This is a genomic window from Pseudomonas sp. Irchel 3E19 (genome assembly GCF_900187585.1).
GTDB lineage: Bacteria > Pseudomonadota > Gammaproteobacteria > Pseudomonadales > Pseudomonadaceae > Aquipseudomonas > Aquipseudomonas baetica.
In genome coordinates this window covers 12,559-25,793 of sequence record NZ_FYDT01000028.1, presented here as the reverse complement: position 1 = coordinate 25,793, position 13,235 = coordinate 12,559, and the positions used below count along the sequence as shown (strand labels likewise).

The 13,235-nt window shown below is 49.8% G+C and carries 14 protein-coding genes; 2 read left to right on the top strand and 12 right to left on the bottom strand.

Translation table 11 applies throughout. The features are described 5' to 3' along the window. Positions 1 to 128: 128 nt before the first annotated feature. From CKW18_RS18085 to CKW18_RS18065, 5 genes are all read right to left on the bottom strand, one after another. Entirely contained in the window at positions 129 to 2,471 is a 2,343-nt protein-coding gene (locus CKW18_RS18085; RefSeq protein WP_095190051.1) for an AAA family ATPase, read from the bottom strand. Beyond that, entirely contained in the window at positions 2,455 to 3,150 is a 696-nt protein-coding gene (locus tag CKW18_RS18080) for an ABC-three component system middle component 1 (protein ID WP_095190050.1), read from the bottom strand. The genes CKW18_RS18085 and CKW18_RS18080 overlap by 17 nt, the downstream gene beginning before the upstream one ends. Then, positions 3,147 to 4,427, bottom strand: a complete 1,281-nt coding sequence (locus CKW18_RS18075; protein WP_141233116.1) for an ABC-three component system protein — start codon at positions 4,425 to 4,427, stop codon at positions 3,147 to 3,149. The genes CKW18_RS18080 and CKW18_RS18075 overlap by 4 nt, the downstream gene beginning before the upstream one ends. An 807-nt stretch (positions 4,428 to 5,234) precedes the next feature. Continuing rightward, the gene (locus CKW18_RS18070) at positions 5,235 to 5,660 is read right to left on the bottom strand and encodes a type II toxin-antitoxin system HicB family antitoxin (protein WP_095190048.1); all 426 of its coding nucleotides are present in this window, start codon (positions 5,658 to 5,660) and stop codon (positions 5,235 to 5,237) included. Positions 5,661 to 5,691: 31 nt separating this feature from the next. Continuing rightward, positions 5,692 to 5,874, bottom strand: a complete 183-nt coding sequence (locus tag CKW18_RS18065) for a type II toxin-antitoxin system HicA family toxin (RefSeq protein WP_095190108.1) — start codon at positions 5,872 to 5,874, stop codon at positions 5,692 to 5,694. A 454-nt stretch (positions 5,875 to 6,328) separates the two neighbouring features. Here CKW18_RS18065 and CKW18_RS18060 point away from each other — a divergent pair, with 454 nt between their 5' ends. After that, on the top strand, positions 6,329 to 6,610 hold the full coding sequence (locus tag CKW18_RS18060) for a DUF3077 domain-containing protein (protein WP_095190047.1): 282 nt from the start codon (positions 6,329 to 6,331) through the stop codon (positions 6,608 to 6,610). A gap of 42 nt (positions 6,611 to 6,652) precedes the next feature. On the opposite strand, the gene CKW18_RS18055 is transcribed toward CKW18_RS18060, so the two are convergent. Both CKW18_RS18055 and CKW18_RS18050 read right to left on the bottom strand, forming a co-directional pair. Then, entirely contained in the window at positions 6,653 to 7,318 is a 666-nt protein-coding gene (locus CKW18_RS18055) for an RES family NAD+ phosphorylase (protein ID WP_095190107.1), read from the bottom strand. Between the two features lie 11 nt (positions 7,319 to 7,329). Continuing rightward, the gene (locus CKW18_RS18050; protein WP_095190046.1) at positions 7,330 to 7,737 is read right to left on the bottom strand and encodes an MbcA/ParS/Xre antitoxin family protein; all 408 of its coding nucleotides are present in this window, start codon (positions 7,735 to 7,737) and stop codon (positions 7,330 to 7,332) included. A 697-nt stretch (positions 7,738 to 8,434) separates the two neighbouring features. Between CKW18_RS18050 and CKW18_RS18040 the strand changes: the two genes are divergently transcribed. Continuing rightward, a complete protein-coding gene (locus CKW18_RS18040) occupies positions 8,435 to 9,361 on the top strand; it encodes a LysR family transcriptional regulator (RefSeq protein WP_095190045.1) in 927 nt (308 codons plus the stop codon). Here the strand turns inward: CKW18_RS18040 and CKW18_RS18035 are convergent. The 5 genes from CKW18_RS18035 to CKW18_RS18015 form a co-directional block, all read right to left on the bottom strand. Then, positions 9,278 to 9,595, bottom strand: a complete 318-nt coding sequence (locus tag CKW18_RS18035) for an AzlD domain-containing protein (RefSeq protein WP_007952614.1) — start codon at positions 9,593 to 9,595, stop codon at positions 9,278 to 9,280. The two genes, CKW18_RS18040 and CKW18_RS18035, sit on opposite strands and share 84 nt — an antisense overlap. Continuing rightward, positions 9,574 to 10,290, bottom strand: a complete 717-nt coding sequence (locus CKW18_RS18030; RefSeq protein WP_095190044.1) for an AzlC family ABC transporter permease — start codon at positions 10,288 to 10,290, stop codon at positions 9,574 to 9,576. Before CKW18_RS18030 ends, CKW18_RS18035 begins: the two co-directional genes overlap by 22 nt. Further along, positions 10,287 to 10,664 carry a GNAT family N-acetyltransferase gene (locus CKW18_RS18025; RefSeq protein WP_008080517.1) on the bottom strand — a complete coding sequence of 126 codons (378 nt, stop codon included), beginning with the start codon at positions 10,662 to 10,664 and terminating at the stop codon, positions 10,287 to 10,289. The genes CKW18_RS18030 and CKW18_RS18025 overlap by 4 nt, the downstream gene beginning before the upstream one ends. A gap of 79 nt (positions 10,665 to 10,743) precedes the next feature. Next, on the bottom strand, positions 10,744 to 11,490 hold the full coding sequence (locus CKW18_RS18020; protein ID WP_095190043.1) for a 2OG-Fe dioxygenase family protein: 747 nt from the start codon (positions 11,488 to 11,490) through the stop codon (positions 10,744 to 10,746). 231 nt (positions 11,491 to 11,721) lie between these two features. Next, complete coding sequence (locus tag CKW18_RS18015) at positions 11,722 to 13,008, bottom strand: OprD family porin (protein WP_095190042.1); 1,287 nt, start codon at positions 13,006 to 13,008, stop codon at positions 11,722 to 11,724. Positions 13,009 to 13,235: the final 227 nt, after the last annotated feature.

Here is a 13,235-nt window from a genome sequence, read left to right as displayed (position 1 = left end):
TGGCAATTCCAAATCATCAGCAAAGCCAACCACCCACATTGAGCACCTCACCATCAATACATAATACAGAGACCATCCAAGATGGTCTCTTTAACAACTGAAGCAGGCACACATAAAAATCAGAGCCCTTAATTAACCGCAAAGACTTGCTTAAAGTCTAAACCCTCAGCATCCAAATTATACTTTTTGAATTTATATTGCATATAAGCCGACATTTCATCTTCGTGCGTGGAAAGAATTATTTGCCTATCTGAAAACTCCGTCCTTAACAAATCAACAAACCCAGCAACATTTATATCGTCTAGTGTTTGGACAGGATCATCAATTAACAAAATAGCGTTCCTTGCGTACCTCTTATTTAAAGCCAGCGTAAATGAAAGCACCAACGAAGAAAGCTGCCCTGAACTCATAGAGAATATTACATCATGCAATTTTTTAGGGTTTTCTCGAAATGATAGATTTTTACCATCGGTTTCAATAAAAATTCCAAGACCACTTTGAAAGTTCTGCAAAAGCCTCCCTGAATATATATGAAATAGCACTTCAATGCCTTTAGCAATTGACGCTACATAAGAGTTCAAATTCTCATTATAAATACCCCTGAGCTTACTTAGAGCCTTATCCAGATAAATGGCTTTCTTGTAAATATCTTCGGCCGCACTATAGGATTTTTCCTTGTCCTTGATATCGCCATAGATACTTCTAGTATAGGCTGCCTTCACATAGGAAATTTTTCTATCAATCGAATCCAATTCAATACTTAAAGCCGCATTATCATCTTCCAGAAATACTTGCTCAAAAATTTCTTGAAAATCCTCATCAATAGAATCATGATCGACAACGCGATACAAAGCACTAACAGCCTCACCAAGCCTGTTAACGTCCAAAGATTCTTGCAAGTCAAAGCTTATACAGTAAAAAGGTCTTACATCAATATCATAAGATAAGTATGCGCGCACAAGCTTACGCAAATACGAAACCTGCTCCTCGCGAAGCTCTGTGATTTTTTTCTTATAATCTATAGAGTCTTTCTGAACAGTAGCGTGTTCGCCTATAGCTTTGCGAATAGGACCTAAGACTTTCCTTTCAAACAGTTCTATATTTCGTTTCAGCGCTTCTCCATTAACATCAACAAGGGTCTCTAGAACTAATCTTTGGGATTCCATGTGACGCAGTAACTCGTCGTACGACTTCCAGTCATAGCCACATGCAGGACAATTGGCATCATCATGATTTATATGTTCAGAGGAGTACTTAGAAACAAATAGATCTCTAGCAGCCTTCAATTCATTGTAAGCAAGTTCGACGGCGTTTGAGTTCTCCACAATCAATTTTATTTCAGCAACAGCCTGTGAAAAATCATTGTAGTTCAACTCAAAACCAAAACTATCAAACACTTCAGAATCAAACTTCAAATCTTCTTTTAACGACGAGGGAATCCCGCTTTCAAATTTACTTAAAAAGTCCACACCAAAATCATAAAGAGCGACATCATTTCTATATACTGCGATCGAATCCAGACGACCACCAAACCTTAGTAGGCTCTCAAGTGCCTCCTGCTTTGGCTTCAGGACCTTATCAATCTTAGAGTTATATTTGAAGTTAATAAAATTATCTACTCCTTCTATAAATTTCCTAAGCCTATTCAATGCCCCTTCATCACCTAACCAGGTAGCTATAATTGAAGAATTGACTACGATATCTTCATGATCCCATGGCTGATGAGTAGCAGGGATTAATCTTTGAAAAGGTTCACTGACGTTTTCATCCCCGACATTAACAGATCGATGCAACTGCTCAATCTCTGTTTTTCGCGAATTCAAGTCTTCCCTTTTCGCAGTTGTCTTTAGGCTAGCGATCAACTCTTTCGCGCTGTCAATTTTTTTAATTTTCTCTCTGTAATCCCCCACATCAAACAAGTGGTCAATTTTCTGCTGCTTAGTCGACGCTTTGCTCTTTAAAATAGCTGTATTATCTTCTTGCTCGATGTAATGAAAAAGCTTGAAATCTCGTAGATAACCGACCCCAAGTATTGTTCCTAAGAAAGACTCTTCATCCTGAACTAACCGCCCCTCCCCATCTATGCTAGTCAACTCATAGAGCTTAAACAGCTTTAATCCAAGCCCCTTCCCTTTATCCAGCTTATCCTTACTCGCGCTTCTTTTTAAATAGAATAGTCCATGACTGGTTTCAATTTCCGCCACAATTGAAATTTCAGCCCCTGGAACCGCTTGGTCATGGACTATTGGGCTGCCTAAGGCTATCGAGCGTTTATCAACTACGGAGTTTTCCAAGTTGTTGTAGCGGCCAATATCGCCGGTCAGAAGAAACTCTACAGCATCAAAAAAAGAGGTTTTCCCAAACCCATTAGGCCCATCCAAGATTGCCAAGTTACAACTACCAATCTCAAATTGATGACCCGCAAATGCTTTGAAGTTTTTCAGAACAAGTTTCTTAATATTTAACTTCATGGCCGGCCTCAGCTATTTTATCAACCAAATTTTTCAATAGAGACTCGGCGCTATCAAATCCATCAACATTCAAATCAAGCACACTGGACTCAATAAAGGATAAGAGTTCCGGTTGTTTTGTGTTGCTAATTTTTTCGCGATGTCGAATGTAAAGCCCTTCTATATCAGCCGCCTCACCTTCTCCGATATCTATGAATCCAAGTTTTATGACCACCCTATAAATTAATTCCTCCCAGCTTTCAGTACCCAAAGAGTTTTTATAACTGGAAAAAACATCAGGATTGTTCACCGAGCTTAAAATCAAATCTGCAACATTCCCCTCTCCGAGCCTTTCATTGAGGCTAACTATCTCGGCATCTGTATGGTAGAGCACATGTTTCTTGAAAAAAAATAAATCTTCTTCCGTAGCATGAACTTCAGAAATAATTTTATCCGTGATTTTTTCGACAGGCCAAATACAAACTAGGCTCGTATTTTTCTCGATCGCAGGGTTTCGGTATATCTCTCGGCATTTAGTCAGCCAGGAATGCTGGTTTTCAATTACAGTTCGCGGCGAGGACTCTACAACCAGCCAGTAGGCCTCCTTACTAATATCGTCAGGTGCGAACAGGCTAAACTCTTCAGTCAACGTCTCTGAATAATTATGTCTAGAGAATAATTCAGCTAAGAGTTGCTTCATTTCTTAATCCCGCTTGGCAAATTAGCAATAGACACCAACGCTACATCTTTAAACTTATTAAATTTAGTATGATCATGAAGTGCTCCACCTCGCGGCCCAACATTCGCGACCGAAAATATAGAATCTGCATCTATATCAGTAGTTATCAATGTTCCACTTTCATAGAGAAATTCAACATCATGCTTTAGGGCATTATCGACAATTTTTTTACAAATAGCACCGGCACTCTTCTTTCCTTGGTGAATTGCCGTTGGGTAATAACTGCACCCAGAAAACTCCCAGAAAAAACCTGCGTTCCGTGTCCCATCATTGAAGTCAGGCTCAATTAGATCATCGAAAACTCTAAACAATCCATACTGGAGATCATCAGAGTTTACAGACTCATCCTTGTATTCCGCCAAGGAGTTAAACCGTCCTTTTTTACTAGGTAGAATTGAACGCATAAACACCTTTAGTTTTTCAATATCAAATTTATTAATCCTAGCAACGCACCTTCCTAACTTATCTAAATCCTCACGCGCCAAGTCGTTCTCATCGCAAAAATCGGAATAGTAACTACCAATGTCTTTAATTATTATCGAAAAGAAATAACTCTCACAAAGTATGGCAGAAGTTAACTCGGCAGATAAAATATCGAAAAAATCCAAGAAACTAATTTTCTCTCTATTTGCAATCTGACGCTGAACCGCCCCTTTGGTAAGCTGGATTTCAGCGTGCATCGAGATTATCTTACTTACTATAATATCCTCTAGAAGATTTCTCGACCATTGTAAATAATCCGATACAGCTTTATGTTTTGAGCCAGGCTCATACTTACTATAAAACTCGCATATAAGCTTTTCCAGTAGCGAGTCAACTTCTGATAGCGCACAGTAACTTTCCGCTTGTGCAATTTTCTTGTAACTATAAAAAACTGCAGGCGAGTAAAGACTACTGAAATCAGCAGGGAGGATAATGTCCTTGGAGACATGAAATAAGACCTTGCACCCAGGATATGCCTTTGACTTTTCGACTTGTTCGCTTATCGCCTCAGAATAAGCGGAAAAGTCATCGCTTTTATACGCTTTAACTTGATGCATGGACTGACATACACCATCTAATAAAATGGCAAAATCATCGATACTATCAAGCTGCAAGGCGAATTTTTTACTATCAACCGCATTTTCCAACATCAAACTAAGGCAGTGATACAGCGCAATTTTTCCTTGATATATATATCCACCCCAAGTCGCAACCGCTGTATGAGGCAAGCTTGCTTCAACACTATTTTTCGCCATAGTTCTAAACCTTCAACTGCAGATTTAAATATCTGCGGCTTCAAATTGGCATGTAATTACATTCCGGCCTGCGCAACTAGACCGAAACGACGTAGCAAGCATGTGATAATCCATAAATGCCTACTTGTATCTTTATCTTGGATAATCTGAATCTGATTTGTACAGCGTGACTTATATAAAGGATTTGGCGACATGCCGCGTTGGCTAAGGGACGTCCAAGGCTGGCCCTCAAAAATTGGCTGTAGCATCATCTGGCAACCCAATTCCACTTATTGGATTGATCGAATATATCTTCTGGAAGGACGATTTTACGTTGGCTTTCCATGCCCAGACTCCCACATGAATCGTTGACGGCGCAATGCCACTACTGACACTACCGTTTAGCGCCTAAACCGTAAAGGACCGAAGAAGATAAGAGGTGCTGACGCGCTGAAAAAGGGTTATGAGGCGACTATAGCCTCATTTGAAGCGATGCAGAGGAGGCACGGAATCCAACCCTTGAGGCGAAAGGGGCCTCAACGCGCAAATTCGCCATGAACGGACAGGGGCGAATTGATGTGTTGTCGCCGGCGACACCGGAAATGTAGAACTGAGAACAAACTGAGGATATTCCAAGAGGTAGAACTGAACTTGATCGCATGATAACTATATTTAAAACAATGACTTATTTTTTGATTCGACTCCTGGTGCCGCACCATACAAAACAAAGCCCCTGCAGAAATGCAGGGGCTTTGTTGTTTCTGGTTTTTTTTCCAGCCCAAATGAAAAGCCCCCGACAGCAATCGCTGTCGGGGGCCTTCTACAATCCTACGCAGCCTCAACCGAAAGCAAAATCCGACGCCCAAGCTGCTGCAAAGCACGCTCGACATTCTCGATCTTGGAGTGATGCAAGAAATCGACTAATCGATCTACCTGAGGTCGTTGTACACCCAAGCGTCGTGCCAGTTCAGCTTTGCTGACCCCAGACTCTAGAAGCGTATTCCACAACGCAACCTTTGCCGCAGTCAGTGCAGGCAGCCGCAACACCGCGTCACTTTTCTGCTCCCCCGCATCACCTGTCGGAATCAATCGGCGATCATCGACGTATATCGACAGGGCGGTCTCGATGGCATCGATAGCACTGTCGAGCGCCTGTTCAAGGGTGTCGCCAACGGCGTGCATCTCTGGAATTTCTGCGCAGGATAACCAGACACTGTCCGGCTCTTCGTGAACTTCCAACGCATATTCGAACATCACGATTCCTCTCATGGGGTACAGCTGGGTCTCAATCCTTGAGGCCCAGCTGTTTGATTATCGATTTTCTCAACCCTTCGCCCATTTCCTTGGCTCCGTGGTCGGGAAACACAGTTGATTTGCCGTTCAAGGAAACCTTGAAGTGGCTACCCTTGCCGTTTTGGAACTCTACGCCTTGGGCTTTCAACCATCGCCGAAACTCGCTGTACTTCATGTGCATCACTCGCCGTTTCGGTAAAGCGAATGTGCAACATATTTGCTACACATGCAACATAAATGTTGCACCATAAAGAAACACCAGCAGCCACCACCTGGCCACGATTGCGCATCCGTTCTCCACAAGCTACCGTCAAACCCGTCGCTGCCAATTCAGCGACCGGGCCTGATAACCCGGGTAAGATACAGGCGCACCAGCGCCCCAACTCACGTTTGCCGGCGCATTTTTTGTGTCTGCATTATCGTGCAATGGCGGCTGTGCGTGGGAGACCTTCGGGTCTGCCGGGTTCCTGTATCTCCGGTTTATCAGCCCGCGCATAGCTGCCACCCATTCGTCTGATAACGAATTGGCAGCTCTCATTTGATACAGGGAGTTCACAAATGAAAGCCATCGATCCGTCAGTAACCCCGGTCACTTCACGCCGTCCTTCTCGAACGGCAGGTGAAGCGAAATGACCCACTCTCAAGATCTGAAAACCCTCGGCCTCACCCACTTTTCCTTCCAATCCAATCAAGCGATGTTCCGCACTAACCGTGGTGTGCCGGTGATAGCCGCCCTTTCCCACGCATCCCACTTGCTTCACATTTCACGACTGCTCACTGCGGACACTTCAATCTCGCGGGACCCTGATCTTCACGCTTATGCCTCGCAGTATCTGCAGGAGTTAAGCAAAGCGCTGATCGATGATGTAGTGAAAGTGATGGATGCGCCGCCGGACAAGCCGTTGATGTAAACGCCGGTTTCAGGCCCTCGCCGATGCGAGGGCTTTTGCGTTTCAGACCTGACTGATCTCAAGCACAAACGAAATCTTCTGCTGACTCGCACTCCACACATAGCGCAAATGCTTGCCCTGCTTCGGAATCGATACCGCTGGCGGCCGAAACGCGGCAATGCATTCATGGCCCGGCAGGCGAACGCTGTTGTAGAGCAGACCCCACGACTCGGTTTCGCGCAGTTGCCGGGCGAATAGCTGAGACGGCCCGTAAGCCTCAGGATCCGGATTGTGCAGCTCGGGGTGATCGTGACGAATGTCGTGTAACGGTTTAACCACCCGATTGACGTAAGTGCGCATGGTCAACTCAAGATCTGCTTCCTGAGTCGCCGCAAGAAATCGTTCCTGGTGATAACAGGTTTCGGAGATGGCCGCAGCCTGACTGCTGGCGGCGTAGTAAACGCCGAAGGTGCCATCGCAGAAACGACTGCGTTTGCCGATGTGGGTAAACGCAGCCATCACCGGAGTCGAGCCGGGACCGGAAAGTCGATCTTCGGGACGCACGCGGGCGAGAACCCCGGCCTGCTCGATCAGACGATCATTGGTCAGCGCTTCAATTGCGTAGGCAACTTCCAGATCTTCGGGATCGAGCACGTCTTCGAACAGCGCAATCGGCGGGAAGCTGCTGTTGACGATCCGGTAGGCTCGCGGCCACGGCACATCAACCAAATCGGGCGCCTTCAACCGCGCACCCCATCGAGATAGCGACGCACATCGGCGATGTCGATCACTCTCCCCGCCAGCATGTAATCCAATGCAGTTTGCCCGTTGAACGGCGCCGCTGTGTTTGGACTGCTGACCCACGTATAGGCGCGCTCACGGCTATTGCTGAAGATGATGCTCAGCGCCTTGTGAATACCCATCAGATAGGAGATGCGCTCAAGGGTGTCGTTAGGCAGACGTATGTTCGGCAGGTGTTTGTATTTGTAGAAAGTGGTGTTACCAACGCCGCCGAGTAATGTGCGTTGCTGCTCTGCGCTGCAGCCCCAACGCTCCATAAGGTTGAAGAAGAACTTCAGCGCAACGCGGCCGGCTTCGGGGGCGTCGAGTTGTTCGCGTGGGGTGAGGGCTGGGGATGAGGTAGTCATTGAGCCTCTCCAGATTTGTCTTGCTTTGATACTAGTACATATACGAATAAATCGATAAAAAAGCTCCGTAAGCGTATTACTGGTTACCACATTCCCCGTTGATTGGGATTCGGATATGACCGGATTTGAGCATTTCGTCGACCGAATCGAACCGCTGCCGAATAGTTCGTGCTTCCAACATGGCTTGGGCAGTCTTGTCCGTAGGAATTCGTGCAATGGACGGTTGCTCCTGAATTTCAATAACGTGATGAAGCCTGTTGCCAACTTGGCACTCCATATTGGCCGCTTCTTTTGATGCAATCACTTCGCTTACCTTACACAGATCTGTAGCCACATAGGCTTGATGCCTCACCACTGCTACTTCATCTGCTTTGACGAATCGCCGCTATCAGCTCGATCGCAAGTTCGCCTAAGACGCATCCACGTATTTCGCAGGCCAAAACCACTAACGTTGTCAGCCTTTTCCCCGTGAAAAATCGCCCCCACGCACCAAAACCACGCACTTTTTTTGACCCCCATCACCCCCACGTCACCAAAAACCCCGATCCTGTGTCAGCCTCCAGCCATCGGCGAGGACATCAATTCGCTACTAAACCCGCGACAACTATGCTCAGGTACAGGAATATAGCCAGCATATGGCGCCTGACCGGCAGTCTCGTAAACAACAATACCCAGCCCACTTCAGAGGGCATTACCCATGGATAGCAGAACCTTACGCAACCTCATGCGCATCGTGCAGACCGGCTCGTTGTCGGCCGCAGCCGAGCATTCGTGCCTGACTGTGCAGGCGTTGGCCGCGCAGTTGAACAAGGTCGAAGAGCAGTTCGGTTTCCGCTTGTTTCGACGTTCCAACAAAGGGCTGACGCTGACGCCGCAAGGCACTGAGCTGACGCCTTATATGGACAAAGTGCTGATTGCCACGCGACAGATGGAAGAAAAGGTCGAGGCGCTGAAGGTGCCGGGCCAGCGCACGTTGAAGGTTGCGTTGAACAACACCTTGTCGCCGGATTTCAATCGGCGAATGATCGGGCGCCTGATCGAGGTGTTTCCCGATTATCAGATGGAGTTCAGCTACGCCGAGTCGATGGAAAACCTCAGCAAGCTGAAGAACGAAGACTTCGACCTGGCGGTGCTGATAGGCCCGCAGCGGCCAGGGTTGCCGAGCATCGTCCTGCCCGATGTACAGGTGCAGGTGGTTGGCGCGCATTGCGGGCAGGAGAACGATCCGCTGACGTTGCTGGGCAATAAGTTTCAGGTGCGTCCTGCGGAAGATTGTCCGTATTCCCACAGCTTTTTGCGTTTTCTCGACGCCGGGCTGGGCAATCACGAGAACGGTCAGCGCATGGTCTATTCGTGCAGTGAAACATTGACGCTGTCGTTGATCACGCAGATGGACGCGGTCGGCATGGTCTCGCGCGAGGCTGCGCAGAAGAACGGCCTGACGATTTTCCCCGGATTCGAGGATTTCCTTGAAGTGCGCCTGGCGGTGAACAATCCGGAGTTGTCGAGCCAGGCGTTGAACAATGTCGTCGATCTGCCGTTACATGAACGAGCCGAGCGCAATGTACGCAGCCGTCCCAACCGCCACACTGAGAAAGAGGTTTTTGCTGAAATACGCACATAACAACGTCGGAATTGCGGCATAGAATTCCGGGCGATCGAGCTGTATGTGCTGATCCTTGATCAACAAGGGAGTCAGGCTGATCGCAGCGACGATCGCCACCGGCAGGTATTCCAGCGCCCGCGCAACGAACGGCGGCCAGTGCTCGGTGTTGACTTGCAGGGGCAAGGCGCGTGGCAGGAAGGTCACGGCCATCATCAGCGCCACTACCAGAATCAGGAACGTTTGGTCAGGCATACACCCACTCCGCAGCCCACAAACGTGGCGATAAACACATTGAACGGCGAATTGCCGACCAGGCTCAGCGCGCCCATGCACAGCACCGCAGCCCCAGCGGCGATGAGTTTGTTGCGCGTATTGCACAGCGACACCAGCACGTAGAGCATCATCGCCGTCAGGGCATAGTCGAGCTGGTATTTGATCAGGTGCGCCGCGTACTGTGCGCAGACCGCGCCAAGCAGACCGCCGAGCACCCACGCGGTGTGGCAGAACAGGTTGAAGCCGATCAGATAACGCACGTTGACCGGCGCGCCAGTACCGAGTTTCACGCTGTGGAAGGCAAAGGATTCGTCGGTCAGGCCACCGGCGTAACACCAACGTTCCATACGGCTGAGTCCCAATGCACGCAGGGCCTTGGCCATGTACACCGACATCAGCATGTGCCGCGCGTTGATCAGGAAAGTGGTCAGCACAATGGTGGTCAGCGACGCGCCGCTGGAGATCAACGCCAGCGCGGCGAATTGTGACGCGCCGGCATACACGAATAAACACATCGCTACCGGCAGCCACAATGGCAGCCCGGCGTTGACGGCCATCAAGCCGAACACAAACGCCACCGTGAAGTATCCGGCCACCACCGGGCTGGCTTCGGCAAACGTGCGTGACGGCTGATGGTTGACCATCAGCGGCGCACTGCCGGACGTTTCATTCATAGATCCCTCTCAAATGTCCGCTCGCCATGGGGTTCGCAAAAACCCTGGGCCGTCCAGAATCGCTTGCCTGCGAGGTTAGCATCGTCGACGAACAGAAACATCCGTAATACCCCGACCCGTTTCATGTCGGACGACGCCGCTTCAACCAGACGTTGACCGACGCCCTGGCTGCGATAGCGCGGGCTGACCGCCAAATGATTGATCGTGCCACGACTGCCGAGCATGCCGCCCAACACCGCGCCGACGATTTCGCCGGCGACGTCGAAGGCCAGATAGGCCGTGGTGGTTTTCTGGATCAGCACGCCGCGCAGGCATTTGGCGTCCTGCCATTCGCAGAAGGACACTTCGTCGAACTGGCGGAAGAAGCGCTCCATGCGCTGCGCATCCTTGGCCGTGGCGCGTCGCAGCACCACCGGCGTCGAGCACTCGACGCCGTCGATTGGGGTGATCTGATTAGCGAACAATGTCGAAAGCGGTCCCGGGCCGCGAGAAGGAAATCGCCAGAATCTGCCGGTACGCCATCGCATGGGTGTGCGGGTTGCGGGCCGGGGTCACGTAGTGGCGCATATCGCGATCGAGGAAGTAGGTGGTGTCGAGAATTTCCTCGTAGGTGGTCGACGCCAGTTGATGCTCGTGGGTGTCATACAAACGACTTTCCGCACCCTCGACGTTATTGCGGCCCCAGAAGTGCACACCGCTGAACGGATAACCGTCGCAGTGAATCCCTTCAGGGGTGATTTCCAGCTGTTTGCCGGGTTTGATCTCGATGCGGATCTGATGGATCTGGCACTGCCAGACTTCATCGTGCAGCTCTTCCGGCAATACGCTTTTGTACACTTCGAAATCGGTGTCGATCAGGCTGCGCATCACCGGCGAAGTAATCACTTCATCGGAGAAGTCCTGAAAGTGCCGGACCAGGCCGCCAACATAGGCGTTGTTCTCTTTCGACTGCACGTAGGCGCGATGCTCGAGTTGCTTCAACTCGCGCGTCTTGGGGTTGTACTCGAAGTCGCTGTAACGACGGTAACGCATGCCGGCTTCGGCCTGACCGTAGTAACTGTCAGGCTCCATGTTTTCCCAACTTTTGGTCAGTCTGACGAAGTCGGCAAAATGACCGTAGAGATTGAAGTCACCACCCTGGACGTTGACATATTTGTCGCGCCGTAGCGATTCGCCCACTTCTCTGTTCAAAACGATCATTACCAAATTCTCCGCTGCGTTGAGCGGCCTAATCTATTAGGTGGAGAATTTGCGTCCATGAGAAAGAATTTCAGGCATTTAAAGCCCTGTTTGAAACGGCGTTTGCAGCGCCTCAAAAACAACTTTTACATGACAAAAACACGGGTTTCTTCTGGTTTTCATCGAAAAACCGTCGAAAAAAACCCCGAACCAGTCGGGGTTTTTCTCATGTTTCTTACACTTGATCAGGCATCAGAAGATGTTGATCGGGTAGTCCACGAATACACGCAACTCGTTACCGCTGCTGTTGTAGTCGGCGGATTTCTGCGAAACGCGCAGGATCGAGCTGCGCAGTTTCACGCTGAGGTCTTTGGCCGGACCGCTTTGCACGACGTATTTGACCTGGTTGAAGATCTCACGCTCGGTACCGCCGCTGCTGGTGTCGGTGGTGATGTTATCGCCACGCACGTAAGCGAAGTTGTAGCTCAGACCCGGTACGCCGAATGCGCCGAAGTCCAGGCCGTAGCCCAGCTGCCAGCTGCGTTCGTCTTCAGCGTTGAAGTCCGACCAGTACGAGTTGGCCAGGTAGATGGTGTTGCCACCGTCACCCTGACGGCGACCGTCATTCTGATAACCGCCGTATGGATAACCCAGGTTGCTGTCACCGGTGCTGCGCTGGTGTGCCACGGTGAACGAGTGTGGGCCTGTGGCAAACGTGGCTGCCAGGCTCCAGATTTTGTTGTCCTGACCGCCCGTGTTCTTGATGTCCGCATAGGACTTGTCAAGTTTGGTGCGATAGCCGTTGAAGTCCAGAGTCAGCGACTGATCCTTGTCGATCGGGAACACATAGTTGGCGTTCACGTACTGTTTCTTCATCACGTCTTCGACGTCGGAAGCGTACAGCGCTGCCTTGAACTGTTCGGTGAACTGGTAGCTACCACCCAACACATTGATCGACTTCAAGCCACCGCTGTCACGGCCTTCAGCGCTCTTGCGCGATTCGGCGGTGAAACGACCGGCGTTCAGCTCCAGGCCTTTGATCTCTTTGGAAGTGATCAACGTACCGGTGTAGCTTTCCGGCAGCAGGCGCGAGTTGTCGTAGTTCAGCACCGGCAGCGCCGGCATCTGGTCACCGTAGGTCAGAACGGTATTGGAGACGCGGAATTTGACCGCTGCACCGAATTTGGACAGATCGTCAGCCGCGTTGCCGCTGTCGCCCTGCTTGAAGAAGTCGATGCCGCCAGCGCCGCTGCGCCCCTTGCCACCGTCCAGACGCAGGGCGTACAGACCAAAGGCATCCACACCGACACCGACGGTGCCTTGGGTGAAGCCGGACGAGAACGTACCGATGGCCGCTTGGCCCCACTCGGCTCTGTCCGGGCTACCGTCCTTGTAATCACGATTGATGTAGGCATTGCGCAGCAGCACTTTGAGGCTGCTGTCTTCTTGAAAACCCTTGGACTCGGCCTGGTCGTTAGCCATGGCCGAAGTGGCGCTCAACATCCCCAATGCGATCAGACTGATCCGCTTGTTCAACATTTTGTTTTCCTTATTACGGGTTGAAACGCGCTGTGTCGAACGGCTGAAACGGCGCTAAAGCACTCTTTTTTCACCCCGAAACAAAAAGGCCCGCCCACGACAAAGTCGTGGCGGGCCTTCTTATTATTTTGAGTCATGGCGGTTGGCCACAGGCGTTGGGGCGAATCCTAGCCGTGCCCTGAACATTGTGTCAATTTCAAGAATCGTCTTTAAATAGGCGAAAATCG

Bases quoted from the DNA above. Each gene is read 5' to 3' on its own strand.
- CKW18_RS18085 (WP_095190051.1), bottom strand. From the start codon at position 2,471: ATGAAGTTAAATATTAAGAAACTTGTTCTGAAAAACTTCAAAGCATTT.
- CKW18_RS18080 (WP_095190050.1), bottom strand. From the start codon at position 3,150: ATGAAGCAACTCTTAGCTGAATTATTCTCTAGACATAATTATTCAGAG.
- CKW18_RS18075 (WP_141233116.1), bottom strand. From the start codon at position 4,427: ATGGCGAAAAATAGTGTTGAAGCAAGCTTGCCTCATACAGCGGTTGCG.
- CKW18_RS18070 (WP_095190048.1), bottom strand. From the start codon at position 5,660: ATGTTCGAATATGCGTTGGAAGTTCACGAAGAGCCGGACAGTGTCTGG.
- CKW18_RS18065 (WP_095190108.1), bottom strand. From the start codon at position 5,874: ATGAAGTACAGCGAGTTTCGGCGATGGTTGAAAGCCCAAGGCGTAGAG.
- CKW18_RS18060 (WP_095190047.1), top strand. From the start codon at position 6,329: ATGACCCACTCTCAAGATCTGAAAACCCTCGGCCTCACCCACTTTTCC.
- CKW18_RS18050 (WP_095190046.1), bottom strand. From the start codon at position 7,737: ATGACTACCTCATCCCCAGCCCTCACCCCACGCGAACAACTCGACGCC.
- CKW18_RS18040 (WP_095190045.1), top strand. From the start codon at position 8,435: ATGGATAGCAGAACCTTACGCAACCTCATGCGCATCGTGCAGACCGGC.
- CKW18_RS18035 (WP_007952614.1), bottom strand. From the start codon at position 9,595: ATGCCTGACCAAACGTTCCTGATTCTGGTAGTGGCGCTGATGATGGCC.
- CKW18_RS18030 (WP_095190044.1), bottom strand. From the start codon at position 10,290: ATGAATGAAACGTCCGGCAGTGCGCCGCTGATGGTCAACCATCAGCCG.
- CKW18_RS18025 (WP_008080517.1), bottom strand. From the start codon at position 10,664: ATGGAGCGCTTCTTCCGCCAGTTCGACGAAGTGTCCTTCTGCGAATGG.
- CKW18_RS18020 (WP_095190043.1), bottom strand. From the start codon at position 11,490: ATGATCGTTTTGAACAGAGAAGTGGGCGAATCGCTACGGCGCGACAAA.
- CKW18_RS18015 (WP_095190042.1), bottom strand. From the start codon at position 13,008: ATGTTGAACAAGCGGATCAGTCTGATCGCATTGGGGATGTTGAGCGCC.